At 66.3% G+C, this 23,963-nt stretch carries 20 protein-coding genes; 11 read left to right on the forward strand and 9 right to left on the reverse strand.

What is annotated here, in order from left to right:
* Positions 1-1,389: a TIGR03013 family XrtA/PEP-CTERM system glycosyltransferase gene (locus SM191_RS00365; protein ID WP_307000894.1), complete on the reverse strand. Its 1,389-nt coding sequence runs from the start codon at positions 1,387-1,389 to the stop codon at positions 1-3.
* Positions 1,390-1,544: 155 nt separating this feature from the next.
* Between SM191_RS00365 and SM191_RS00370 the strand changes: the two genes are divergently transcribed.
* The gene (locus SM191_RS00370; RefSeq protein WP_341504445.1) at positions 1,545-2,588 is read left to right on the forward strand and encodes a mannose-1-phosphate guanylyltransferase/mannose-6-phosphate isomerase; all 1,044 of its coding nucleotides are present in this window, start codon (positions 1,545-1,547) and stop codon (positions 2,586-2,588) included.
* Positions 2,589-2,624: 36 nt separating this feature from the next.
* Here SM191_RS00370 and SM191_RS00375 read toward each other — a convergent pair whose 3' ends face one another.
* Both SM191_RS00375 and SM191_RS00380 read right to left on the reverse strand, forming a co-directional pair.
* Positions 2,625-3,635, reverse strand: a complete 1,011-nt coding sequence (locus SM191_RS00375) for a polysaccharide deacetylase family protein (RefSeq protein WP_341504446.1) — start codon at positions 3,633-3,635, stop codon at positions 2,625-2,627.
* Between the two features lie 2 nt (positions 3,636-3,637).
* Positions 3,638-5,485: a sensor histidine kinase gene (locus tag SM191_RS00380; protein ID WP_341504447.1), complete on the reverse strand. Its 1,848-nt coding sequence runs from the start codon at positions 5,483-5,485 to the stop codon at positions 3,638-3,640.
* A gap of 191 nt (positions 5,486-5,676) precedes the next feature.
* Between SM191_RS00380 and SM191_RS00385 the strand changes: the two genes are divergently transcribed.
* On the forward strand, positions 5,677-6,144 hold the full coding sequence (locus tag SM191_RS00385) for an Lrp/AsnC family transcriptional regulator (protein WP_007404259.1): 468 nt from the start codon (positions 5,677-5,679) through the stop codon (positions 6,142-6,144).
* A gap of 400 nt (positions 6,145-6,544) precedes the next feature.
* Here the strand turns inward: SM191_RS00385 and SM191_RS00390 are convergent, their stop codons facing one another.
* Positions 6,545-7,831 (reverse strand): hypothetical protein, encoded by a 1,287-nt coding sequence (locus tag SM191_RS00390; RefSeq protein WP_341504448.1) that lies wholly within the window; start codon positions 7,829-7,831, stop codon positions 6,545-6,547.
* A 171-nt stretch (positions 7,832-8,002) separates the two neighbouring features.
* Between SM191_RS00390 and SM191_RS00395 the strand changes: the two genes are divergently transcribed.
* From SM191_RS00395 to SM191_RS00415, 5 genes are all read left to right on the forward strand, one after another.
* The gene (locus tag SM191_RS00395; RefSeq protein ID WP_341504449.1) at positions 8,003-8,743 is read left to right on the forward strand and encodes a YaaA family protein; all 741 of its coding nucleotides are present in this window, start codon (positions 8,003-8,005) and stop codon (positions 8,741-8,743) included.
* Positions 8,740-9,438 carry an SDR family NAD(P)-dependent oxidoreductase gene (locus tag SM191_RS00400; protein WP_341504450.1) on the forward strand — a complete coding sequence of 233 codons (699 nt, stop codon included), beginning with the start codon at positions 8,740-8,742 and terminating at the stop codon, positions 9,436-9,438. The genes SM191_RS00395 and SM191_RS00400 overlap by 4 nt, the downstream gene beginning before the upstream one ends.
* Before the next feature lie 464 nt (positions 9,439-9,902).
* Positions 9,903-12,653 carry a DNA gyrase subunit A gene (gene gyrA, locus SM191_RS00405; RefSeq protein WP_341504452.1) on the forward strand — a complete coding sequence of 917 codons (2,751 nt, stop codon included), beginning with the start codon at positions 9,903-9,905 and terminating at the stop codon, positions 12,651-12,653.
* Complete coding sequence (locus SM191_RS00410) at positions 12,650-13,000, forward strand: DUF952 domain-containing protein (RefSeq protein WP_341504453.1); 351 nt, start codon at positions 12,650-12,652, stop codon at positions 12,998-13,000. The genes gyrA and SM191_RS00410 overlap by 4 nt, the downstream gene beginning before the upstream one ends.
* A 99-nt stretch (positions 13,001-13,099) precedes the next feature.
* On the forward strand, positions 13,100-14,380 hold the full coding sequence (locus SM191_RS00415) for a methyl-accepting chemotaxis protein (protein ID WP_341504454.1): 1,281 nt from the start codon (positions 13,100-13,102) through the stop codon (positions 14,378-14,380).
* A gap of 4 nt (positions 14,381-14,384) precedes the next feature.
* On the opposite strand, the gene SM191_RS00420 is transcribed toward SM191_RS00415, so the two are convergent.
* The gene (locus SM191_RS00420) at positions 14,385-14,819 is read right to left on the reverse strand and encodes a DUF488 domain-containing protein (protein WP_341504455.1); all 435 of its coding nucleotides are present in this window, start codon (positions 14,817-14,819) and stop codon (positions 14,385-14,387) included.
* 74 nt (positions 14,820-14,893) lie between these two features.
* On the opposite strand from SM191_RS00420, the gene trmFO reads away from it, so the two are divergent.
* Complete coding sequence (gene trmFO, locus SM191_RS00425) at positions 14,894-16,288, forward strand: methylenetetrahydrofolate--tRNA-(uracil(54)-C(5))-methyltransferase (FADH(2)-oxidizing) TrmFO (protein WP_341504456.1); 1,395 nt, start codon at positions 14,894-14,896, stop codon at positions 16,286-16,288.
* On the opposite strand, the gene SM191_RS00430 is transcribed toward trmFO, so the two are convergent.
* The 4 genes from SM191_RS00430 to pdhA all read right to left on the reverse strand — a co-directional run bounded on the left by SM191_RS00430 (position 16,197) and on the right by pdhA (position 20,229).
* A complete protein-coding gene (locus tag SM191_RS00430) occupies positions 16,197-16,688 on the reverse strand; it encodes a histidine kinase (RefSeq protein ID WP_341504457.1) in 492 nt (163 codons plus the stop codon). The two genes, trmFO and SM191_RS00430, sit on opposite strands and share 92 nt — an antisense overlap.
* 280 nt (positions 16,689-16,968) lie before the next feature.
* Complete coding sequence (locus SM191_RS00435) at positions 16,969-17,664, reverse strand: squalene/phytoene synthase family protein (protein WP_341504458.1); 696 nt, start codon at positions 17,662-17,664, stop codon at positions 16,969-16,971.
* An 89-nt stretch (positions 17,665-17,753) separates the two neighbouring features.
* Complete coding sequence (locus SM191_RS00440; RefSeq protein WP_341504459.1) at positions 17,754-19,184, reverse strand: pyruvate dehydrogenase complex E1 component subunit beta; 1,431 nt, start codon at positions 19,182-19,184, stop codon at positions 17,754-17,756.
* A gap of 1 nt (position 19,185) precedes the next feature.
* Positions 19,186-20,229, reverse strand: coding sequence for a pyruvate dehydrogenase (acetyl-transferring) E1 component subunit alpha (pdhA, locus tag SM191_RS00445; RefSeq protein WP_341504460.1), 1,044 nt, complete (start codon positions 20,227-20,229; stop codon positions 19,186-19,188).
* Between the two features lie 171 nt (positions 20,230-20,400).
* Between pdhA and SM191_RS00450 the strand changes: the two genes are divergently transcribed.
* From SM191_RS00450 to SM191_RS00460, 3 genes are read left to right on the forward strand one after another with little or no spacing between them, the layout of a single operon-like run.
* Positions 20,401-21,753 carry an MFS transporter gene (locus SM191_RS00450; RefSeq protein WP_341504461.1) on the forward strand — a complete coding sequence of 451 codons (1,353 nt, stop codon included), beginning with the start codon at positions 20,401-20,403 and terminating at the stop codon, positions 21,751-21,753.
* Entirely contained in the window at positions 21,750-22,670 is a 921-nt protein-coding gene (cysK, locus tag SM191_RS00455; RefSeq protein ID WP_341504462.1) for a cysteine synthase A, read from the forward strand. Before SM191_RS00450 ends, cysK begins: the two co-directional genes overlap by 4 nt.
* A complete protein-coding gene (locus SM191_RS00460; protein WP_341504463.1) occupies positions 22,667-23,959 on the forward strand; it encodes a cell wall hydrolase in 1,293 nt (430 codons plus the stop codon). Before cysK ends, SM191_RS00460 begins: the two co-directional genes overlap by 4 nt.
* Positions 23,960-23,963: the final 4 nt, after the last annotated feature.

The raw sequence follows: 23,963 nt of genomic DNA on the forward strand, positions 1-23,963 counted from the left end.
CTATCGTGCGCCCGTCGGCCAGAGGATCACCCGCAGCGTCTGCAACAGGATCAGCGCGTCGAGGAAGGGCGAATAATTCTTGGCGTAATACAGGTCATATTCCAGCTTGTGCCGCGCATCCTCGATCGACGCGCCATAGGGATAGTTGAGCTGTGCCCAGCCGGTGATCCCCGGCTTCACCATATGTCGCTCGGCATAGAAGGGGATTTGTTGTTCCAATTGCTCGACGAATTGCGGGCGTTCGGGGCGCGGGCCGACGAAGCTCATCTCGCCCATCAGCACCGACCAGATTTGCGGCAATTCGTCGATCCGCACCTTGCGGATGAACCGCCCGATCCGCGTGATGCGCGGGTCGTCCTTCTCGGCCCAGACGGCTTGCCCTGCGATTTCCGCATCCTGACGCATCGAACGCAGCTTTAATATGTCGAAGGGCTGGTTGAACAGGCCGATCCGGCGCTGGCGATAAAAGGCGGGGCCACGCGACTCCAGCCGGATGGCGATCCCGGTCAACAGGATCACCGGCACCGCTAAGACCAGCAGGATCAGGCTCACCGTGATATCGAAGGTGCGCTTGAACATCGCCGACCACATCCGGCCCGAGGCGAAGCCTTCCGAAAAGATCAGCCAGCTATGGCTGACCGAGGCGAGATCGATGCGACCCGTCTGCCGCTCCAGAAAGCTGGAAAGTTCATATACCTGCACCCCGGTCGTGCGAACGCGCAGCAGGTCCTGATAGGGCAAGGCGTTGCGACGTTCCTGCAAGGCCAGCACGACCTCCGTCGCCTCCCGCTCGATGACGAATTCCTGAAGATTGGGAATGGCGCTGCGCGGGACGGCATCGGGAACCGCCGTCTCCGCGTCGTTCATCGCGATTGCCCCGGCGACCACGAAGTTCGATCCCGGCTGCCGCGCCAGCGCCATGATCGCGGCGGCCCGGTCGCCCGCGCCCATCAGGATGACCCGCTGCTTGAACCGATCGCCGCCCAGCATCCGTCCCATCAGCGCCCGCTCCAGCACCAGCAGGACGATGGCGATCAGCATCGAGAAGAACAGGCTGGAGCGCCAATAGGACAGCCCTGGAAAGAAGAAGAAGATCAGCGACAGGAGGATCACCCCCATCGAAACCGCCACCATCAACCGTGCCGCCGCGAAGCGCAACGAGAGGAACGACGCCGCCGCATAGCCCCCCACCGCCAACAACGCGATCTGGAGCGGGAGGGCGAAGCTGAGCACCTGGGGCAAGCGCTCGACCAGCGTTCCGGGGGGGAAGCCGATCTGTCGCGCGCGGATCAACCAGCCCAGCTCCGCCGCCACGATCAGCAGCAGGAAATCGACCAACCCGAGCAGGAGCGCGGCGTGTGGGACATAATGTTTAAACAGGCGGATCATCTATCTGGCGATCGTCCCCATGCGCCCCGTCGCGCAACCGTCCATAATTTTTGCAATAAATGACAAACGAAACGTGAAGAAATGCGTTGTGGCGCGTGACGAGACGATCGTACACACCGATCCCACTGGCTGTACGGCAATTTGAAGGGGCATTCATGAATAATCAGATCGTGCCGGTCATCCTCTCCGGCGGGTCCGGCACCCGGTTGTGGCCGATGTCCAAACCGGAGATGCCCAAGCAGCTTCTTCCCATCACCTCCGATGAAACCATGCTCCAACTGACGGCGCAGCGGACCAATTCCAACGGGTTCGCGGCCCCCATCGTCGTCGCCGGACAGCGGCACGCCGATCTGGTCGAGCGGCAACTGGTCGAAGCCGGAACCGCGCCGCAACTGCTGATCCTGGAGCCGGTGGCGCGCAACACCGCGCCCGCCATCGCGCTGGCCGCCCTCGCCGCCCGGCCCGAGGAAGTGCTGCTGGTCATGCCCTCGGATCATGTGATCGCCGATCTCGACGCCTTCCACGCCGCGATCCGCTCGGCGTTGCCCATGGTGTCGCAGGGGTGGCTGGCGACCTTCGGCATCGCCCCCGACAAGCCCGAGACGGGCTACGGCTATATCCAGGTCGGGCGCGAGATCGCCAAGGGCGTGCATCAGGTCGCGCGCTTCGTCGAGAAACCCCGACTGGAGCGCGCCGAGGCGATGTTGGCACGCGGCGACTATGCCTGGAACGGTGGCATCTTCCTGTTCCGCGCCGACCGCTATCTGGAGGAGTTGGGCCAGCATGCGCCGGAAATGCTGGTCGCCGCCGAAAAGGCGATGCGGGCGGCGCGGCGCGAGGACAAGCGCCTGGTCCCCGACGAGGCGGAGTTCGCCGCCTGCCCGTCCGATTCGATCGACTATGCGGTGATGGAGCGCGCGGACCGCGTGGCCGTGGTGCCCGTATCGATGGGCTGGAACGATGTCGGAAGCTGGGACGCGCTTCACGCGATCAGCGATCTGGACATGTTCGGCAACAGCCATCGCGGCGAGGTGCTGGCCATCGACACCCGCAACTGCCTGATCCGCACCGACCGGGTCCGCGTCGCGGCGGTGGATGTCGAGGACCTCATCATCGTGGCGAGCGGCGACGATGTCCTGATTCTGCCGCGCGGCCGCAGCCAGGACGTGAAGAAGCTGATCGAGGCGATGAAGCGCTAAGGCCAGACGAGCCGGGCGGTTCGACCGCCGCCCGGCTCAACCCTTCGGGCGATCCAGCACGGCGAGAATTTCGGAAACGGTGGTCGTGGTCACCCCGTGCCGCGCGAGGCGCTCGAACACCGCATCCCACCAGCGATCGAACATTTCCCGGTCCCGCGCATTGCGGACATAGGGGGTGTGCCCCGGCTCCAGGGTCGGCGAGTGGAAGGAAAAGGTCAGCAGCCGCACACCATCCGCCAGCGCCCGATCGATCGCGGCGAGCGCATCCCCGATACCCACCCCTTCGGGCGTCAGGGGAACGCGGGACAACAGCCCCAGCCGCGCCATCGCGCCCCGGCCATGGGGAAGCAGCCCCGCACGGGGATAGAGGGCCTGCCCCCGCCCGCGCAGCAAGCCCGTATAGACACTGGTCAGCGGCAGCTCGATCAACCCGTCACGGCGAAAGCCATGCGGGCCGATCCCGCTGAAGTCCATGCCGCCGCCGCCGCCATAATCGTGCAGCGCCCGCATCGAGCTGTCGATCCGATAACCCCGCTCGGCCAGCAGCGGCAGCGAGGATGGCCCCAGCCCATAGCGCCCGGAGCGGAAGATGCGCGGCGCCCGCCCGAACGAGGCGGTGATGGCGTCGGTCAACCGATCGAGCTTTGCCGCCTCCAATGCGGGAGGCAGATTGCCCGCATGGCTGGTGAACGGATCGACCACCTCCTCATGCGGGGGCGTGACCCAGGCGTGAAGCTGTGCCCCGATCTCCGACCGGCCATCGTCCAGACATTCGGAGAGGGCCGCGATCGACGCCGCATCGACCGCAACCGGATAGTCGACCATGCAGGTCAGCCCGACCCCGGCCTCGGCAAAGCGGCGGTGCGCCGGCGCAAACGCTCGCATCGCCCTGGTCGAGCGATGTCGCCGGTCGAGCGGAGCCGTCCAATCGAACTCCTCCTCGACATCGACGGTGACCAGGAAACGACGACCGAACTCCTCCGGCCAGTCGATGCGTTCCGCCGCACTCGCGGGATCGGGACGCCAGGGGCAAGCGGCCGTCGGCACGGTCAGAGGATCGACGCCTGCCCCGCGCGCTGATCGCCGCCGAGAGGCAAAGCGAGAACGACCCGGTGCAACCCGATGGTCAGCCCCCCGCCCATCTCGGCCCCCAGCTTGTCGATCAGGCGCAGCGAGAAGCCGGTGCCCAGCAAGGGCGCGCCGTCACGCTGGTCCTCGTCCCCCGCCTCGCTCAGCAACGCCGCCTCCGTCTCGACGGTCAGCGACAGCGGGCGGTCGACGCGCAGAACGGCCATGCCCTGCTCCACCGAAAGGCTGGCTGTCAGGCGTTCGCCGACCACGCAGTTCGACAGCAACACCGAGAACAGGCGCGTCACCAGCCGCTCGCTCGCACGGTCGTCGGCCAATGCGGCGATGGCCACGGAGGGTGGGTCGAACCGGATTTCCGCGCGCCGCAACTCGGCCAGCGGCCTGAGTTCGACCAGAATGCGCTGGATCAACGGCGCAAACGGCACGACCGTCGGGCGAAGCTCCAGCACCCGCCCCTCGATCCGCGCCGCCGTGTCGAGATCCTCGACCGACGCGAGCAGGTCCGCCGCCATCGACCGGATCGCGCTGGCCCGGTTGCGATAGACGGGGGCGACGGGGCCCAGAAGTTCGCTTTCAATCAGTTCGGCAAAGCCCGCCACCGCATTGGCCGGGGTGCGCAACTCATGCACCAATTGCCGGAGCGAATCGGATGAGGCCGTCTCGGCCACGGCCGCCGTCTCGCGGACATTGGCGATCTCGTCCCGGCGTGGTCGCCGACCGCTGCCGCGATAGCCCGCAAAGCTACCCGTCGCCGGGTCGAAATAGGGCATGGCTGACACCCGCCACGACCCCGCCGCCGCGGAAGACCCGCCGATTTCCAGCCGGGCGTCCCGGAAGGGCGAGCGGCGACGGAACGCCCCCATCGCGACGCCATCGAATTGCGCCAACCCTTGTGCGGCGGTCTCCGCGATGCTCACCCCCACCAGGGGGCCGCGCGTGACCCCCTCGACGCCCAGGATCAGGCCATGGACATCGGTTTCGAAATCGAAATGCGCCGGTCCCGCATCGCCATGGGGGGTGTCGGGCGCTGCCTCGCGCCGCTGATTGAAGGCCTCGATCCGGGCGACCAGATCGGCGATTTCGTAGCGTGGCGGTGCAGCGGGTGCCTCGGCATGACGGAGCGCTTCCGCCATGAAGGGCAGCCCGCGCGCCACCTGGCCCAAGGCGACGAAAGGCGTCGCCGCCTGGGTCGGCACCGGATCAAGCAGCACGGACAGCGGCAGGCTGTCTTCCTCTGGAAACGCATCGTCAGAGAGCGAGGCCGGGTCCGCCGCCTCAGGCTCGATCGACATTTCGCGAGGCGTGGCGGCAGCAGGTTCGGCCACCACCGGTGCGGTTTCGAACACCGGCTCTTCCCCTTCCACCGGCATCGGTTCAGCCAGGTTGGGGAGGACGAAATCGACCGCGCCGAAACTTTCCAGCCCACGCTCGACCGTATCTGACAGATCGCGCCGATGGCGCAGCACCGAGCGTGCGCCGGGCGACAGCAGCGGCAGGAGCGCCAGCCATTCATCGTCGGCCAGCGTGACGCCGCGAAGAACCGGAGCCGCGACCGACAAGCTGTCCTGCGAGAAGAAGGCGACCAGTTCGGCGGGCGGATGACCGGCGCTCAACATGCGCCCGCTGGCCGCGCGGACATCCTCCGGCACCGAATCGCGCAACTGGTGAAGCCGGTTCAACATCGGCGAGTCGGCCGGAACACGGCCACGCGCCATCAGGTCGACAAGCTGCCGCCAGGCGGTCTGCGCGCCGAAGGGCGAGCGCATGTCAGCCGATAAAATCGTCGCCAGGCTATCGTCGAACCGCACTTAGCTCCCTTCTCGCATGGCTGTATCGCCGTAACCAGCCTGTCTTAACGTCCTTATCCTTCCAACTGGTAACCTGCAAATATCCAGATCCATGGCGTTGCAATATGAGAGAATTGCGGTAGTGCGTAATTTTCTTATAGTCCGCCGGATCAGAGCATAGGGAATCGGCTTTTTATGTGGAGTATCGTGTAATGGCGCTCGATCGCATCGATCGGCAAATCCTGGCGCTGTTGCAGGCCGACGGCCGTATGACCAATGTCGAACTGGCCGAGCGAGTGGGATTGACGGCGCCCCCCTGTTTGCGCCGTGTCCGCGCGCTGGAGGAAGCGGGCGCGATCCGGGGCTATCATGCCGATCTGGACGCCGCGCGATTGGGTTTCCCGATCACCGTCTTCGCGATGGTGTCACTGCGCAGCCAGGCCGAGCACGACCTCGCGACGTTCGAGGCGCATGTAGCGGGCATACCCGAAGTGCGCGAATGTCATATGCTGAACGGTGAGATCGACTTCATCCTGAAGATCGTCGCGTCGGACTTGAAGAGCTTCCAGGAAATCCTGACGACGCACCTGACGCCCGCCCCCAATGTCGCGAGCGTCAAGACGTCGCTGACTATCCGGACCGCCAAGCAGGTGTCGGGAATACCGATCGAAGCGGACTGAGCGGGGTTTTCTTGCGCAATGAAGAGCCGATCGTCCGTGGGGATGGTCGGCTTTTTTCGTGGGGTTGAGGCGGCGGGCTTTTTGCCGTCGATACGGCGGTCGTCGAAGTGTGGTCTCGAACCCGCCTTGGACGGCATAGAATCCCGTGGCCTTCGACTTCGCTCAGGCTGAACGGAAGTTAGGGATGCGCGAGTAAGAACGGCACCCATCGGCCCAAATTCCACCCTCCGTTCGCACTGAGCGAAGTCGAAGTGCATGCTCCTCGCCCTCAACAGGGTGAGGCCCATGGCCTCCGACTTGGCTCAGGCTCAACGGAGCCAGGGTTATTGGGCCCGGCCCGCGTCATTAACGGGCCACCACCAAAAACCCCCGCGCCTCGTCGGCGCGGGGGTCGTCGGCCTTATGCCTGGGCGTCCAGATAGGTCTTCCAAAAACCCGCCAGATCGGCACGCGGCTGGCCCTGGACCGCGTCGAAGGCGGCCTTGGCACCGGCCTTGTCGCCCTGTGCCGCCAGCGCGATGCCGAGGCGGGTGTTCACCTCATTCGCATCCACGCCGCCCTTTTGCAGCGCGGCGCGGTACAGCTCGGCGGCCTTGGCGTAATTGCCCTGGCCATAATAGGCTTCGGCGGTCAGCGCGGCGAGCTTGCCGTCGGCGGCGGACTTGGCGCGCGCCTCGGTCGGGGCGAGCGAACCCTCCTGGCGGCTCTTGGCGGCCGCGGCGGCCAGCATCGCCTTGGCGGTGGCATTGCCCGCGGGGATCTTGCCCGAAGCGATGCCTTCCTTCAGCACCGTCTCGGCTTCCGCCGGCAGGCCCTTGTCCGTCGCATATTGCGCATATTCCATATAGTCGTTCTGGTCGGCCAGCGACTTGGTGGCGCGCATCAGTCGGAACAGGTCGAGGCGCTGGTTCTTGTCCAGCGTCGCCAGCGAACCCGGCTGCAAGCCATAGATGACCAGCGAGTTGCGCCAGTTCTGCGCGGTCGGATAGGCAATGATCCACTTGCGCATCCAGGACAACGTCTCGGGGACCATCTTGGCCTTGTTCGCGCGACCGATGGCGTACTTGTAATAGTCCTCCGGGGCCTTCTGGCCGGAAGCCGTCATCTGGTCGATCGCGCTCGCCAGTTCGGCATTGGCGCCGGCGACATCGCCCGAATCCATCTTCGCCTTGACGATCAGCATCGGCAGGTTCGGATCGTTATAGCCGAGCTGCTTGGCCTGGTTGAAATATTGCAGGGCGATCGGATACTGCTTGCCGTTATAGGCCAGCGCGCCGCGACGGAATAGGTAGCGCGGCTTGTCCGCCGCCGGGGTCGAGGGGCTGGCGATCAGCGCGTCGAGCGGCTTGGCGAGCGCGGCTTCATCGACCGGCGCGTTCGGATTGGCCTGCTGGGCCGCGAACAGCTTGCCCGATTCGAGTTCGTAGCGCAGTGCCGCCGCGATATACTTGTCGTCCTCGGTCTTGGCGGCGGTTTCGACGGCGGCGACCAGCGGTTCGGCGGCGGCGTAGTTCTTCTGCTGAAGCACGGGCTGGGCGGCCTGCGCGGCCTTCAGCGCCTCGGGGCTCAGCTTCAGGCCGCCCGCTTCTTCCTTCTTCTTCTGTGCCGCAGCCGGAACGGTCAGGGCAACTCCACTCACACTCGTCGCCAGCACAGCCGCAAGCGCGAGCTTCGGGATGATCTTCATGCGAATTTTCTCCAAGAATAGAGCCTGTCGGGTCCAGAACCGTATCTGACGGGCTTGATAGGGACAGCGCGCGTCCCGTTCAAGCAATGCGATGATCCGGTCCTCCCCTACCCCTCAACCGCTGAACGCGGATTGAACGCGAACGCTCCCGGCGCTAGCGCGGCGGCCATCATGATTGCCGTCATCTCCCCCGCCAAGACGCTCGATTACAAGAGCCCCCTGCCCGACCTCGCACCCACCAAGCCCCATTTCGCTGCAGAGGCCGCTATGCTGGCCGGTGCCGCCGCCGGGCTGGGCGAAGACAAGCTGAGTGCGTTGATGCGCATTTCGCCCGCGCTCGCCAAGCTGAATGCCGATCGGTTCCGCGACTTCGCGACCGCGCCCGAACGTCCCGCCATGTTCGCCTTTGCCGGCGACGTCTATACCGGGCTGGAGGCCAAGACGCTGGACGAACCCGCGATCCTGTTCGCGCAGGATCATTTGCGGATGCTGTCGGGTCTTTACGGCCTTCTCCGGCCGCTGGATGCGATGCGGCCCTATCGGCTGGAGATGGGCACCCGCTGGGCTCCGCGTGGCGACAAGCTGACCGACTGGTGGGGGAACCGGATCGCCGAGCATCTGGCGAAGGAAGTCGAGGCGGAAGGATCGGGCGCCATCCTGAACCTCGCCAGCCAGGAATATTGGCATTCGGTCGAGGGCAAGCTGCCCCCCGCGATCCGCGTCATCGCGGTCGATTTCCGCGAAGGCGACCGCTTCGTCAGCTTCCACGCGAAGAAGGCGCGCGGGGCGATGGCGCGCTGGATGATCGAGCATGCCATCACCGATACCGACGCGATGCGCGGCTTCGACAGCGACGGCTATGCGTTCGATGCCGAGGCGAGCACGCCGACGACATGGAGGTTCGTGCGATGACCGAATGGAAGCAGGCCGTCGTCATCGGCGCATCGGGCGGGATCGGCGCGGCCATCGCCGATGCGCTGGAGGAAGAAGGTGTGGCGGTCGCCCGCTTTGCCCGGTCCATGGCCGGGGACGCGCATCTCGATCTGGAGGACGAAGCCAGCATCGCGGCGGCGGCGCGGCGCATCGCGCAGGGCCCAGCCCCCGATCTCGTCATCGTAGCAACCGGCCTGCTCCATGACGGAGAACACGGCCCGGAAAAGGCGATCGACCAACTCGACCCCTTGTGGCTCGCCCGCAATTTCGCGGTCAATGCCATCGGCCCGGCGCTGGTCGCCAAGCATCTGCTCCCCCTGATGCCGCGCACCGGCCGGACGATCTTCGCGGCGCTGTCGGCGCGGGTCGGGTCGATCTCCGACAATCGCATGGGCGGATGGTACGGCTATCGCGCGTCCAAGGCCGCGCTCAACCAGTTCATTCGCACGCTCGCCATCGAGCATAAGCGGCGCAACGACCGCTCCATCGTCGTCGCGCTGCATCCCGGCACGGTCGATACCGCGCTGTCTCGGCCGTTTCAGGGCCATGTCCGCCCCGGCGGCCTGTTCGCGCCCGACCGTGCGGCGGTGCAATTGCTCGACGTGATCGACGGGCTGAAGGCGCCCGACAGCGGCAAGCTGTTCGACTGGGAGGGCAAAGAGGTCCAGCCTTAGGCGGACGGCCAACCGAACCCCATCATCCGTTCGCGCTGAGCGAAGTCGAAGCGCACGCCCGGCCATCGCGGCGCGGTCGCCGTCATCCCTTGGCCTTCGACTTCGCTCAGGCTGAACGGAGGTCGGGACAGACACCCTCGGCCCGAGAGCAGCCCAACCGCTTATTATCATTTAGATTACAACATGGTAACATCCGAGACATTCGCCCGAAACCGTTGAAAAGCCATAAGAACAGGGCTGGTCGCCGCTCCACTCCCGTCGGCGGCCAGCGCCTCCAAAGTCCCGCGATCCGCTGCCGAGGGGGGAGCATGGGCGCCGGGCCCATCCCCGCCACCCCCTTCGCGCGTCCGTCTTCGCTCCCGAACGGCCCCTCGCGAATGGGTTGCGCGGGGGTGGTCAGGCGGCTTTTGCTGGGCTAGGAACAACGCTTCCCATCTGACCACCAACCCGGAAAGCAACAGACTTTGGCCGACGAGACGACCCTCGCGGAACCTTCCGATATTTCGACGATCTCCATCGTCGACGAGATGAAGTCGAGCTATCTCGACTATGCGATGAGCGTGATCGTGGCACGTGCGCTGCCCGACGTGCGTGACGGCCTGAAGCCCGTCCATCGCCGTATCCTCTATTCGGCCGCCGAAAGCGGCTTCGTCGCGGGCAAGCCGTACCGCAAGTCGGCGCGCATCGTCGGCGACGTGATGGGTAAATATCACCCGCACGGCGACAGCGCGATCTATGACGCGCTGGCTCGTATGGCGCAGGACTGGTCGATGCGCGTGCCGCTGATCGACGGCCAGGGCAATTTCGGCTCGATGGACCCCGATCCGCCCGCCGCGATGCGTTACACCGAAGCGCGTCTGGCCAAGGTCGCCAATTCGCTGCTCGACGATCTCGACAAGGATACGGTCGACTTCCAGCCCAATTATGACGGCTCGGAACGCGAACCCTCGGTCCTGCCCGCGCAGTATCCGAACCTGCTGGTCAATGGCGCGGGCGGTATCGCGGTCGGCATGGCGACCAATATCCCACCGCACAACCTGGGCGAGGTGGTCAATGCCTGCCTGGCGTACATGGAAAACGGCGCGATCACGGTCGAGGAACTCAACGAGATCGTCCCCGCGCCGGACTTCCCCACCGGCGCGCTGATCCTGGGGCGCTCGGGTGCGCGATCGGCCTATCAGACGGGGCGCGGTTCGATCATCGTGCGCTCGCGTCACGAGATCGAGGAAGGGCGCGGCGATCGCCGGGCCATCGTCCTCACCGAAATCCCCTATCAGCAGGGCAAGAATGCCCTGGTCGAAAAGATCGCCGAGGCCGCCAAGGAAAAGCGGATCGAGGGGATCAGCGACATTCGCGACGAATCGAACCGCGAAGGCGTTCGCATCGTCATCGACCTGAAGCGCGACGCGACCCCCGAGGTCGTGCTCAACCAGTTGTGGCGGCACACCCCCGCCCAGACGAGCTTCCCGGCCAATATGCTCGCCATTCGCGGCGGGCGGCCCGAACTGCTCAACCTGCGCGACATCATCCAGGCGTTCGTCCAGTTCCGCGAGCAGGTGATCACCCGCCGCTCCAAGTTCGAACTGGCCAAGGCGCGCGAGCGGGCGCACATCTTGCTGGGCCTCGTCATCGCGGTGACGAACCTGGACGAGGTGGTGCGGATCATCCGTGGTTCGGCCTCGCCGGTCGCTGCGCGCGAAGCGTTGCTCGCCCGCGAATGGCCGATTGCCGAGATCGCGCCGTACATTCGCCTGGTCGAGGCGGTCGAGAGCGAAGGCTTTGGCGACACCTACCGCCTGTCGGAAACCCAGGTTCGCGCGATCCTGGACCTGCGCCTGCACCGCCTGACCGCGCTGGGTCGTGACGAAATCGGCGACGAGTTGAAGGGGCTGGCGGACTCGATCACCGAGTTGCTGGCGATCCTGGCCGACCGCGTGAAGCTGTACGAAGTGATGCGCGGCGAGTTGATCGCGATCCGCGACCAGTTCGCGACGCCGCGTCGCTCCGAAATCGCCGCCGCCGCCGATGGCATCGACGACGAGGACCTGATCGAGCGCGAGGACATGGTCGTGACCGTGACCATGCAGGGCTATATCAAGCGCACCCCGCTCGATGCCTTCCGCGCACAGAACCGGGGCGGCAAGGGTCGCTCGGGCATGGCGACCAAGGACGAGGACGTCGTCACCGAATTGTTCGTGACCAGCACCCATACGCCGGTGCTGTTCTTCTCGAACCATGGCAAGGTCTATCGCTACAAGGTCTGGCGTCTGCCCGAGGGCGGGCCCGCCACGCGCGGACGGCCGATGGTCAACCTGTTGCCGCTCGCACCGGGCGAGGTGATCTCGACCGTGTTGCCACTGCCCGAGGACGAGGCGGAGTGGGGCAAGCTGCACGTCATGTTCGCCACCGCCAAGGGCGCGGTGCGCCGCAACTCGATGGATGCGTTCACCAACGTGCCCTCGAACGGCAAGATCGCGATGCGCTTCGACGACGAGAGCGAGGACCGGTTGATCGGCGTCGCCCTGCTCGGCGCGGAGGACGATGTGCTGCTCGCCACCCGTTGCGGCCGCGCGATCCGCTTCGCCGGCGACGATGTGCGCGAGTTCCAGAGCCGTACCTCGACCGGCGTGCGTGGCATCACGCTGAAGGACGGGGACGAGGTCATCTCGCTGTCGGTCCTGCACCGCGTCGGCACCACCCAGGAAGAGCGCGAGGCTTATTTGCGCTTCGCCCCCTGGAAGGGCGAGAAGGAAGGCGAGCCGGAACTGTCGGTCGAGCGGTACGAGGAACTGCGCAATTGCGAGCAGTTCATCCTGACGGTGTGCGCCAATGGCTATGGCAAGCTGTCCTCGGCCTATGAATATCGCCGCACGGGTCGCGGTGGTCAGGGCATCACCAACATCGACAATATCGCCCGCAACGGCGACGTCGTCGCCAGCTTCCCTGCCGCCAAGGGGCATCAGTTGATGCTGGTCACCGATCAGGCCAAGCTGATCCGCATGTCGCTGGCGAGCCTCCGGGTCATCGGGCGCGGCTCGGCGGGTCTGCGGCTCTTCAACGTCGCGGCGGGCGAGCATGTCGTCTCCGCCGCGCGCATCGAGGAGACCGAGGAAGATGCCGAGATGAACCTCGCCGACGGCACCCCCGAACTCGCCCCCGAAGCCGATGCGGTCGTGGGCGAAAATCTGGCCGCCGGGCCCGAGGATGGCGAATGAGCCTCCCCGCCACCGCCTATAAGGTGCTGACCGCCGACCAGATGGCCGTGCTGGAGCATGAGGGCGTCTTCGCGGGGGCGCCGGTGGATATGGCCGACGGCTATATCCACCTCTCCACCGCCACACAGTTGACCGAAACGGTCGACAAGCATTTCGCCGACCAGACCGACCTGCACATCGCGGCGGTCGACCTGGAGGCGATGGGCGAAGCGGTGAAGTGGGAAGAGAGCCGGGGCGGGCAACTCTTCCCGCATCTTTACGCACCGTTGCCGCTCACGGCGGTCGTCGCCTATGGCCCGATGAAGCGGGACGATGACGGGACCGTCCGGTTGCCTGTAACGGGCTGACCCCACAGCCGTCGGCGCGGCCCCGCACTGCCGTTTCGTCATCGAAACGTCACGCGTTTCTAACATCGCCTTTACCCTCGGGCGGTAAAACGGCGAACCATGAAGCCGCCCGTCTTCTCGCCCGGATCCCCCCGCACCGACAGTCCGGTGATCGGAAGCGATGCCTCGCTGACCGATGCGATCGGGCTGTTCCGACAATATCCGGATATGCGGCTGCTCCCCGTGCTGGATATGCGACGGCGGCCGGTCGGCGCGATCACCGAGCGCGATGTGAAGGGGCTGCTCTACAACCCGTTCGGCCATGCGCTGCTCCAGAACCCCGATTTCGGCGCAACGCTGACCGCCTATGTCCGCCCCTATCCCTGCTGCGACGAAAATGCGCCGCTTTCGGAAAAGCTCGCGCTGCACGCCGATTGGGGAGCGCCGGATGCGCTGATCCTGACCGTGGGCGGAGTCTTTGCGGGGCTTCTCGACGCCGCGAAGATCGCGCGCCTGGCCGCCGATGCCCAAATGGCCCTGGCGCGGGAACGCATGGCGCGGGCCCGCTATATGGACGACGCCGCACGGTCGTTCACCGCCGACATCGCTTCCCTGGCCGACACGCTCCTGCGCGGGACGGTCGATATGAGCCGGATGGCAAGCGATCTCGCACGCTATGCCGGCGAGACCCATGCCGGTGCCGGTCGCATGACCGAGGCGATGGCCGATGCCGGTACGGCCCTGACCGATATCGCGACGCGCGGCCATGACTTGGCCAGGGCCTTCGCCGCGATCACCCACGACATGGAGCGATCGCGCACCATTCGCAATGCCGTGCGCCTCCAGATCGCCGCGACGGATCGCCGCGCCGAGGCGCTGGCCGACGCGGCCTCCACGATCGACACGCTTCTGTCCCTGATCGAGAATGTCTCGGCACGCACCAATATGCTCGCGCTGAACGCCGGGATCGAGGCGTCACGCGCGGGCGAGGCGGGACGCGGCTTCGCGGTCGTCGCGCATGAGGTGAAGGCGCTGGCCGGGCAAACCCGCGAGGCCGCGCAGAACGCGGCGCGCAATGTCGGCGAGGTGAAGGCCAATCTCCACGCGCTGGTCGTCGAACAGGCGCAGCTTAACCGGGAAGTCGACGCGATCGGCGTCATCTCGCAATCGATCGACGAGGCGGTCGCCGCGCAAGGCTTCGCCACCACCGCCATCGCCGCCAATGTCGATCAATCGGTCGCATCGGCCCGCCGGGTCGCGGAGCAGGTCCGTCAGGTCGAGCAGGATGCGACCCGGATCGATCGCGATGCCGGATCGCTCCTGACGCTGGCCGAAGCGCTGGAGCGGACCATCTCCACGCTCCGCGATCGCACGGCGGCCTTCGTCGCGACCGTCGCCTGATGGATCAGACGTAGAGGTCGACCACCGTCATCCCCTGCCCCACCACCTCCAGCAACAGGGTCCGGTGGCAATGGCACGGATCGCGTTCGTAGCAGAGCAGCGCGCTGGGCTTCTCCCCCGCCAGGTCGAGCATCCGCGCCGCCGCGACCTGCGCCTCTGGCAGGGCAAGTTGATCGTCATAGACCGCGCGCAGCGTTCCCACATCGCCTTTCTTGGCCGCATCGCGCCCGCGCTTGGGCGTGCCCAGGTCTTTCAGATGGACATAGTCGATCCCCACCTCGCGCAGCGCGGCGGCCAGCGGCGATTTGGAAAAGCCCGGCCGCCGCGACAGCGGCAAGGCGCGCACGTCGATCAGCCGCGCGACCCCGGCCTGTTTCAACGTCGCCAGAAAGCCGTCGACGGTCGCGCCCTCATAGCCGATGGTGAAGATGGTGGTCATATCGGCGAAGTGGGGAGCCGCATCCCGCGCGCCAAGTCCTTCCAACCGGGGCCGTCCGCGTTTAAGGCCGGGTGATGACCTATGACATTCATGTGATCGGCGGCGGCCTCGCCGGTTCGGAGGCTGCCTGGCAACTGGCCGAGGCGGGGCTGAAGGTGCGCCTGTCCGAAATGCGAGGCGGAGCGGACACCACGCCTGCCCATCATGGCGGCGACCTGGCGGAGCTGGTCTGCTCCAACTCCTTCCGCTCGGACGATGCGACATCCAACGCGGTCGGGTTGCTGCATCAGGAGATGCGCGCACTCGGCTCGATCATCATGGCCAAGGGCGATGTTCACGCCGTGCCCGCCGGTTCGGCGCTGGCGGTGGACCGGGACGGCTTCTCCGGCGGGGTGACGGCGACGCTGGCGGCGCATCCCAACATCGCCATCGTGCGCGAGCGGATCGACGCCTTACCGGAGGGTCCGGCGATCATCGCCACCGGCCCGCTGACCGCGCCGTCGCTGGCGGGCGGGATCGGCGAGGCGACGGGCGCGGAGGCGCTGGCCTTTTTCGACGCCATCGCCCCCATCGTCCACCGCGAGTCGATCGACATGGACGTGGCCTGGTTCCAGAGCCGCTGGAACAAGGGCACGGGCAAGGATTACATCAACTGCCCGATGGACAAGGACCAGTATCTGGCCTTCCACCAAGCGCTGCTCGACGGCGAGAAGACCGAATTCCGCGAGTGGGAGAAGAACACCCCTTATTTCGACGGCTGCATGCCGGTCGAGGTCATGGCCGAGCGCGGGGTCGACACGCTGCGCTTCGGGCCGATGAAGGGCGTCGGGCTGGACGATCCGCGTACCGGACGCTGGCCCTATGCCGTCGTCCAGCTTCGCCAGGACAATGCGGCGGGGACGCTGTGGAATATCGTCGGCTTCCAGACCAAGCTGAAATATGCAGAACAGATCCGCATCTTCCGTACCATTCCGGGGTTGGAAAAGGCCGAGTTCGCGCGGCTGGGGGGGCTGCATCGCAACACCTTCATCCGCTCGCCGGAACTGCTCGACGCCACGCTACGGCTGAAGTCGCGGCCGAACCTGCGTTTTGCGGGCCAGATCACGGGGTGCGAGGGCTATATCGAGAGCGCCGCCATCGGCCTGCTCGCAGGGCGGTTCGCGGCGGCGGAACTCACGGGCAAGACCATCACACCGCCGCCGGTCGAAACCGCGCTGGGCGCGCTGCTGGGCCACATCACCGGACTGGCCGAGGCCGAAACCTATCAGCCGATGAACGTCAATTTCGGCCTGTTCCCGCCCATTCCGGGCCGGACCAAGAAGGCCGACCGCAAGAAGATGTACACCGACCGGGCGCGCGAAGCCCTGCCCGGCTGGCTCAACTCTCTTCCGCCGGGGCCGCCTCCGGTGCCTCAGCCGGTGCCCTTTGCGCCGGAGGACAGTCCCGCCGAGCAGCCGGTCGACGCTTGACGGCGGTGGTGGCGAACTCGGCCGGGTTCATCGCCCCTGACTTGTCATGGTCGGCGGCGGCGAATTTGGTCGTCGCCTTGATCGCCCATTCGTCGAAGCTCAGCTTGCCGTCGCCGTCGCGGTCCAGCTTGGCGTAAGCCTTGCGCCGCGCGGCGAGATATTCCTCGCGCGTGATCTTGCCGTCGCGGTCCTTGTCGTAGCGGTCGAAGCGTTTCTGTTCGCGAGTCTTGGCCGAGGCTTCGGGGAGAGCGGCGTCGTCCTCGGCGGCTTGCGTCGGCACGCCCGCCGCCGCGCTCGCCGCGGGAAGCGGGGATGGTGCATCGGGACGGCTGCCCCACAGGAACAGCCCTGCCCCGACCAGCACGAGCGTGCCCAAGCCCCCCGCCAGATAGCGCCACATCCGTTCCGTCTCCCCCCGTTCGACTGATCTTGGGTTAACCGGTGGGCGGTGCCACCGGCAAGGCGATTCCCATGGCCTTCGACTTCGCTCAGGCTGAACGGGGGGTGCTGGCACCTGCCATCATCTCTGCCGTACCCCAGCGAAGGCCGGGGCCCTGTTTGCGGTTGGCCTGTGGTGCGCCACGGACAGGCGGGGGAGGCAAAGGTCCCGCGTCGATAATGTAGTGCAACGGGACCCCGGCCTTCGCCGGGGTACGGCACCTGCTTGATGCAAGCGGCGCTCAGCGCCCGGTCAGGCCATGCCACGCCAATCGCGCGGCGCGCAGCGGGTGGCCGGGCAGACGATCCGGGTGACGCAGGCCTTCACGGGCCAGAACGGACAGACCACTCAAACCACGCACCGGCTTTGGCGACGTTCGCGCCAGCGCTGCGTCCAACTCCGCCAGAGCCGCCGCTCCGATTCGCGCTCGAGCCGCTTCATCCGAGACATGCTGCGCCAGATCACCCTTGGCCCAACCAGCCCCCAGCGGCTCCAGCCCTGCTGCCTGCCCCAGCAACCTCCCTATGCTGGCGAACAGGACGCCACCTCGCATCTCCGCGTGACGCACTATGCGTTCGTCGTCCAACGGCTCGCCATCATCGAGGAGCGCTTCCCATGCCTCAATCATCGGAGCGAGGTCCGCGCCCTTCATTCCGGCGGTCAGCACCGAAGCCGCCAGCCGCTGCAACACGGGGTGCGCGGGCGCGGGTTCGTGGTCGAGTTTCTCCAGCGCCTCATACCACCAGGTCAGCCGCATCTGGCCGATCATCGGCTCGGTCGTGCTTTGCAGGATCGAGGCGAGTTGATGGTCGAGATCGAGCAGCGCCGCGAACCCCTCGCGCGCCGACGCGGGCGCATAACCGACCGCCAGCGCCTGTTCGCGCATCACCGCTTCGATGGCGGGATGGGGCGTGTTTGTGTGGGGCGTATCGGTCATGTCCCTGCCCTTCGCACGGATGGCGCGCATGAAAAAGGGCCTCCCGGTTTCCCGAAAGGCCCCCTTTCCAACACGGATTACCCGATCGCTCAGCCGCGATAGGTAACCTTCTTGACGGCGGCGATGACCTTGTTCGCGTCGACCAGCGCCAGCTTTTCGAGGTTCGCGGCGTAAGGCAGCGGCACGTCCTCGTTGGTCACGCGCAGCACCGGTGCGTCGAGGTCGTCGAAGCCCTCTTCCATCACGACGGCGGTGATTTCCGACGCGATCGAGCAGGTCGGCCAGCCTTCCTCGACCACGACCAGGCGGTTGGTCTTGGCGAGCGACTTGAGCACCGTCTTGGTGTCGAGCGGACGCAGCGTGCGCAGATCGATGACCTCCGCATCGATGCCCTCGGCGGCCAGCTTCTCGGCGGCTTCGAGCGCAACGCCCACGCCGATCGAGTAGGAGACGAGCGTGACGTCCTTGCCCTCGCGCATGATCCGCGCCTTGCCGATCGGCAGGACGAAATCGTCGAGCTTGGGCACGTCGAACGAACGGCCGTACATCAGTTCGTTTTCGAGGAAGACGACCGGGTCTTCCGAGCGGATCGCCGCCTTCAGCAGGCCCTTGGCATCGGCCGCGTCATAGGGCGCGATCACGATCAGGCCGGGGACCGAAGCGTACCAGGGGCCGTAATTCTGCGAGTGCTGCGCACCCACACGGCTGGCGGCACCATTGGGACCACGGAACACGATCGGGCAGCGCATCTGGCCGCCGGACATGTAATTGGTCTTGGCGGCCGAGTTGATGATGTGGTCGATCGCCTGCATGGCGAAATTGAACGTCATGAACTCGATGATCGGCTTCAGGCCACCCATGGCGGCACCAGTGCCGACGCCGGCAAAGCCATATTCGGTGATCGGCGTGTCGATCACGCGGCGGTCGCCGAACTCGTCGAGCAACCCTTGCGTCACCTTGTACGCGCCCTGATACTGGGCGACTTCCTCGCCCATCACGAAGACACGGTCGTCGGCGCGCATTTCCTCGGCCATCGCGTCGCGCAGCGCTTCACGAACGGTGAGCTTCACCATCTCGGTGCCTTCCGGGATTTCCGGCGAGGCGGGCGCTTCCTGTTCGGCGGCGGCGACCAGCTTCTGCGTGCCGCTTTCCTGCTCGGCGGCGGCCGCGCCTTCCGGCATCGGCGGCGAAGCCTGATCGGTCGCCTCGTTCTTCGGCGCGGCATTGGCCGCATCGCCCGAACGGCTGCCTGAGGAGGCGGCGGTCGCAACGTCCTCGCCTTCCTCGGCCAGCAGCGCGATGGCGGTGCCGACCTTCACATTGTCGGTGCCCTCGGCGACCATGATCTTGGCGATCACGCCTTCATCCACGGCTTCGAATTCCATCGTCGCCTTGTCGGTCTCGATCTCGGCCATGATGTCGCCGGACTTGACCGTATCGCCTTCCTTCACCAGCCACTTGGCGAGCGTGCCCTCTTCCATCGTCGGGGACAGGGCCGGCATCTTGATCTCGATCGCCATCTTAGTAACGCTCCACCAGCACTTCAGTGTAGAGTTCAGCCACATCGGGCTCGGGGGTCTGCTCGGCGAAGTCCGCCGCTTCGTTGACCTGCTTGCGGATGTCCTGCTCCAGCACCTTCAGGTCGGCCTCGGTCACGCCCTGCGCTTCCAGCAGCTTCTTGACGTGGTCGATCGGGTCCGACTTGTCGCGAACGCCCTGCACTTCCTCGCGGCTGCGATACTTGGCCGGGTCGGACATGGAGTGACCGCGATAGCGATAGGTCTTCATCTCCAGGATGACCGGACCCTTGCCCGCACGGACCCAGGCCAGCGCCTCTTCGGCGGCACCGCGGCACGCCAGCACGTCCATGCCGTCGACCTGGATGCCGGGGATGCGGAAGCTCTCGCCACGACGGTAAAGCTGGTCCTCGGACGAGGCGCGGTTGACCGCGGTGCCCATGGCGTACTGGTTGTTCTCGATCACGAAGATGATCGGCAGCTTCCACAGCTCGGCCATGTTGAAGCTCTCGTACACCTGGCCCTGATTGGCCGCGCCGTCGCCGAAATAGGCGAGGCAGACGCCGCCGTCATTGCTGTACTTGTGCCCGAACGCCAGGCCGGTGCCCAGCGACACCTGGGCGCCGACGATGCCGTGGCCGCCATAGAATTTATGCTCGGTCGAGAACATGTGCATCGACCCGCCCTTGCCCTTGGAGATGCCGGCGGCACGCCCCGTCAGCTCGGCCATGATGACCTTGGGATCGATGCCATAGGCCAGCATGTGGCCATGGTCGCGATATCCGGTGATGACCGAATCCTTGTCGCCGTCGAGCGCCGACTGGAGACCCACCGCCACGGCCTCCTGGCCGATATACAGGTGGCAGAAGCCGCCGATCAGGCCGAGGCCGTAAAGCTGGCCCGCCTTTTCCTCGAAGCGGCGGATCAGGAGCATCTGCTTGTAGAAATCCAGCAACTGTTCCTTGCTGGCCTGGAACGGTTGCGGTTCGGCGGGACGCTCCCGATTGGGGATGGGGGGCTCGCTGGTACGGCTTGGAGCTTTTGCCACAGTCGGGAACACCTTTGTTTCCGTTAGGGAAGGATGGACGCCTATTGGCGTGCTTTGTCATGAAACTCAATTCCCCCTATCAATTCCCACTCGGACAGCGGGGATTTAGGGGCGAATAGCTTTGCCTCGGTTGCCTTGTCGGCGGACCGCAGCCTACAACGCCCGTCGATTATGGATAGACCCAAACACCCGTTCCGCATCGCCAATTTCCGCAGCTACTGGCTGTCGCGATTCAGCGGCACCATCGCGGTATCGGCGATGTCGATCGTCATCGGATGGCAGGTTTACAATCTGGCGCGCGAGACGATGGACGTCAAACAGGCCGCCTTCATGCTCGGCATGATCGGCTTCGCGCAGTTCGTGCCGCTGTTTTTGTTGACTCCGATCACCGGACTGGTCGCCGACAGCGTCGATCGGCGCTGGATCGTGCGGGCGACGACCGCCCTGCTGGTGCTGACCGCCGCGACCCTGTGGTTGTTGACCTGGTCGGGGCATCTGACGCTCGGGGCCTTGTTCGCCGCCGCGGCGGCGTTCGGCATCGCACGCGCCTTTTCCGGCCCGGCCTATTCGGCGCTCGCCCCCAATCTGGTCCCGCGCGAAAGCCTGCCCACCGCCATCGCGGTCAGTTCGATCGCCTGGCAGGTCGGCACGATCGCGGGGCCCAGCGTCGGCGGGCTGCTCTACGCCATTCATCCCGAATTCGCCTACGGGGTCGCGACCGTCCTGTTCGGCATCGCGCTACTCTGCATCTTCCTGATCGGCCCGGTGCCGCAACCCGCCGCACAGACCGACCGCCGCCCACTGACCCGAATCGTCGAGGGGTTCGGCTATGTCCGCCGCAACCGGCTGGTGCAGGCGGCGATCACGCTCGATCTGTTCGCGGTGCTGCTGGCGGGGGCGACCTCGTTGCTGCCGGTCTATGCCCGCGACATATTGCATGTCGGGTCGCAGGGGCTGGGCGTGCTGGCGGCGGGCATGGGGATCGGCGCGGCGACCACCGCCATCTGGTTCTCGTTCAAGCCGATGACCTCCAATGTCGGCGTGAAGATGCTGATTTCGGTCGTCGTGTTCGGCCTGGCCATCCTGACCTTCGGCATCGCCAGCCAGGTGACGAACCTGCTGGGCCTGTCCAGCGGCACGGTCGCGCTGGGCGGCGTCACCCTCTTCCTCCACCCCGCCTTCATCCTCAGCCTGATCGCGCTGATCGTCGCGGGCGGCGCGGACATGGTGTCGGTCTATGTCCGCCAGTCGCTGATCCAGCTTCACACCCCCGATGCGATGCGCGGGCGGGTGAGCGCGGTGTCGCAACTGACCATCTCGGCCTCCAACGAACTGGGCGAGTTCGAGAGCGGGGTGATGGCCTCGATCCTTGGCCCCGTGGGCGCGGTGGTGTTCGGCGGGGTCGGTGCGATCGGCGTCACCCTGCTTTGGTCGCGGCTGTTCCCGGAACTCCGGCGCGCGCGAACCTTTGACCCTCCCGAGATCCTTGCAACCGAACCAACCCACGGAGAAGCCAAGCCATGAAGGCCAACACCATCCTGGAAACGATCGGCAACACGCCGCATATCAAGCTCCAGCGGCTGTTCCCCGGATCGGAGGTGTGGATCAAGTCCGAACGCTCCAACCCCGGCGGCTCGATCAAGGACCGAATCGCGCTGGCGATGGTCGAGGCGGCGGAGGCCAGCGGCCAGTTGAAGCCCGGCGGCACCATCGTCGAGCCGACCAGCGGCAATACCGGCGTCGGCCTTGCGATGGTCGCGGCGGTCAAGGGTTACAAGCTGATCCTGGTCATGCCCGAATCCATGTCGATCGAGCGCCGCCGCCTGATGCTGGCTTACGGCGCGACCTTCGACCTCACCCCGCGTGAAAAGGGCATGAAGGGCGCGATCGAACGCGCGCTGGAGATCGTGCGCGACACGCCGGGCGCCTGGATGCCGCAGCAGTTCGAGAACCCTGCCAATGTTGACGTGCATGTCCGCACGACGGCGCAGGAAATCCTGAACGACTTCCGCGATTCGCCGATCGACGTGATCATCACCGGCGTCGGCACCGGCGGCCATATCACCGGCGTGGCCGAGACGTTGAAGAAGGAATGGCCCGGCCTCAAGGTCTATGCGGTCGAACCCGCCGCCTCGCCGGTCATCCAGGGCGGCCAGCCGGGCCCGCACCCGATCCAGGGCATCGGCGCAGGGTTCATCCCCGCCAATCTCCACACCCAGGCGATCGACGGTGTGATCGAGGTCGATGCCAATGTCGCCAAGGACATGGCGCGTCGTTCCGCGACCGAGGAAGGCATATTGGTCGGCATTTCCTCCGGCGCGACGCTGGCGGCGATCCTTCAGAAGCTGCCCGACCTGCCCGACGGCACCCGCGTCCTGGGCTTCAACTATGACACGGGCGAGCGTTACCTGTCGGTGCCGGACTTCCTGCCCGAACAGTGAGCGACAGTCCCACGCCGCGCGGCGGCCTCCGCACGGCGCTGTTCGCCCCATTGGTCGTGATCGCCGGTACGGCCAGCGTCGTACCGGCTTTGCTCGTGGCGAACGCTCCCGCCATTCCCCACGCCTCGCACGCGTCGCCCCAGCGGTCGGCGCGTCCGCAGCGCGTGGTGCCCCCCGCCGAACTACCCCCGGTCGAGCCGGTCGCCTTCATCGACATGAGCCCGGACGAGGCGCGGGCGTATAACGAAGGCGTCCCCTTCTCGACCGATCCCAATCCGGCGGCCCGCCCCTTCGTCTTTCGCGGTACGGCGGAGGAAAAGGCGCGGGCGCTCGACTGCCTGGCGGCGGGCGTGCTCTATGAAGCAGGCGACGATGCCAAGGGCGAGCAGGCGGTGGCGCAGGTGGTGCTCAACCGCCTCCGCCATCCCGCTTTTCCGAAGACGGTGTGCGGCGTGGTGTTCGAGGGGCAGGAGCGCTCCACCGGCTGCCAGTTCACCTTCACCTGCGACGGCGCGCTGACCAAATGGCAGCCGCCCGAAGCCGCCTGGGCTCGCGCGCGGGAGGTCGCCGCCATGGCGCTGAACGGCAAGGTCTTCCGCCCCGTCGGCCATGCCACCCATTATCATACCGATTGGGTCGTGCCCTATTGGCAGGCTAGCCTCGACAAGGTCGCAGCGGTCGGCAGCCATTTGTTCTTCCGCTGGTCCGGCTGGTGGGGCACGCCCCCTGCCTTCAACCGGCACCCGGTGGCGGGCGAGCCGGTCATCGCCCAACTCGCACCCTTCTCACCCCCGCATCGCGCCGGGGCCGAGGCGAGCGGTGAGGCGGGCGCGGCGCTGGCCGAGGGCGCCGTCGCCACGGGCACGGCGGCTCCGCTCGCGAGCGATCCGGACATGTTCCTTGTGACGCTACCCGGTGGCCTCGCGCCCGAGGGGTTCGCGGCGTTCGCTCTGAAGCTGTGCGGAGAGCGCAAGCATTGCACCGTCATGGCCTGGCGCGACGGCGTCGCGCCGCCATCCACCGTACCGCTGACATCGGGACAGATGGACGCGATGGCGTTCAGCTATCTCCGTGATACTGCAGCGGGGCTGGAGCGGACGCTTTGGAACTGCACGCTCTATCCGGCGCTGCGTGGTCCCCGGTGCATGAAGCGACAGGTAATGACGGTCATGCCCCCCGCCCCCGTGCCAAGCCCGACGCCGCAAGCCAGCGCGACACCGACAGCACCGGGCGAATTGGGCGGCGTCCGCCGGACGAGCAGCGCGACCATCGATCCGAAAAAGCCCTGATCGT

Source organism: Sphingomonas sp. 2378 (assembly GCF_038084995.1).
Taxonomy (GTDB): Bacteria; Pseudomonadota; Alphaproteobacteria; order Sphingomonadales; family Sphingomonadaceae; genus Sphingomonas.

What these genes read in the sequence shown, in the direction of transcription:
- SM191_RS00365 (WP_307000894.1), bottom strand. Translation starts at nt 1,389, where the DNA reads ATGATCCGCCTGTTTAAACATTATGTCCCACACGCCGCGCTCCTGCTC.
- SM191_RS00370 (WP_341504445.1), top strand. Translation starts at nt 1,545, where the DNA reads ATGAATAATCAGATCGTGCCGGTCATCCTCTCCGGCGGGTCCGGCACC.
- SM191_RS00385 (WP_007404259.1), top strand. Translation starts at nt 5,677, where the DNA reads ATGGCGCTCGATCGCATCGATCGGCAAATCCTGGCGCTGTTGCAGGCC.
- SM191_RS00390 (WP_341504448.1), bottom strand. Translation starts at nt 7,831, where the DNA reads ATGAAGATCATCCCGAAGCTCGCGCTTGCGGCTGTGCTGGCGACGAGT.
- SM191_RS00395 (WP_341504449.1), top strand. Translation starts at nt 8,003, where the DNA reads ATGATTGCCGTCATCTCCCCCGCCAAGACGCTCGATTACAAGAGCCCC.
- SM191_RS00400 (WP_341504450.1), top strand. Translation starts at nt 8,740, where the DNA reads ATGACCGAATGGAAGCAGGCCGTCGTCATCGGCGCATCGGGCGGGATC.
- SM191_RS00410 (WP_341504453.1), top strand. Translation starts at nt 12,650, where the DNA reads ATGAGCCTCCCCGCCACCGCCTATAAGGTGCTGACCGCCGACCAGATG.
- SM191_RS00415 (WP_341504454.1), top strand. Translation starts at nt 13,100, where the DNA reads ATGAAGCCGCCCGTCTTCTCGCCCGGATCCCCCCGCACCGACAGTCCG.
- SM191_RS00420 (WP_341504455.1), bottom strand. Translation starts at nt 14,819, where the DNA reads ATGACCACCATCTTCACCATCGGCTATGAGGGCGCGACCGTCGACGGC.
- trmFO (WP_341504456.1), top strand. Translation starts at nt 14,894, where the DNA reads ATGACCTATGACATTCATGTGATCGGCGGCGGCCTCGCCGGTTCGGAG.
- SM191_RS00430 (WP_341504457.1), bottom strand. Translation starts at nt 16,688, where the DNA reads ATGTGGCGCTATCTGGCGGGGGGCTTGGGCACGCTCGTGCTGGTCGGG.
- SM191_RS00435 (WP_341504458.1), bottom strand. Translation starts at nt 17,664, where the DNA reads ATGACCGATACGCCCCACACAAACACGCCCCATCCCGCCATCGAAGCG.
- SM191_RS00440 (WP_341504459.1), bottom strand. Translation starts at nt 19,184, where the DNA reads ATGGCGATCGAGATCAAGATGCCGGCCCTGTCCCCGACGATGGAAGAG.
- SM191_RS00450 (WP_341504461.1), top strand. Translation starts at nt 20,401, where the DNA reads ATGGATAGACCCAAACACCCGTTCCGCATCGCCAATTTCCGCAGCTAC.
- cysK (WP_341504462.1), top strand. Translation starts at nt 21,750, where the DNA reads ATGAAGGCCAACACCATCCTGGAAACGATCGGCAACACGCCGCATATC.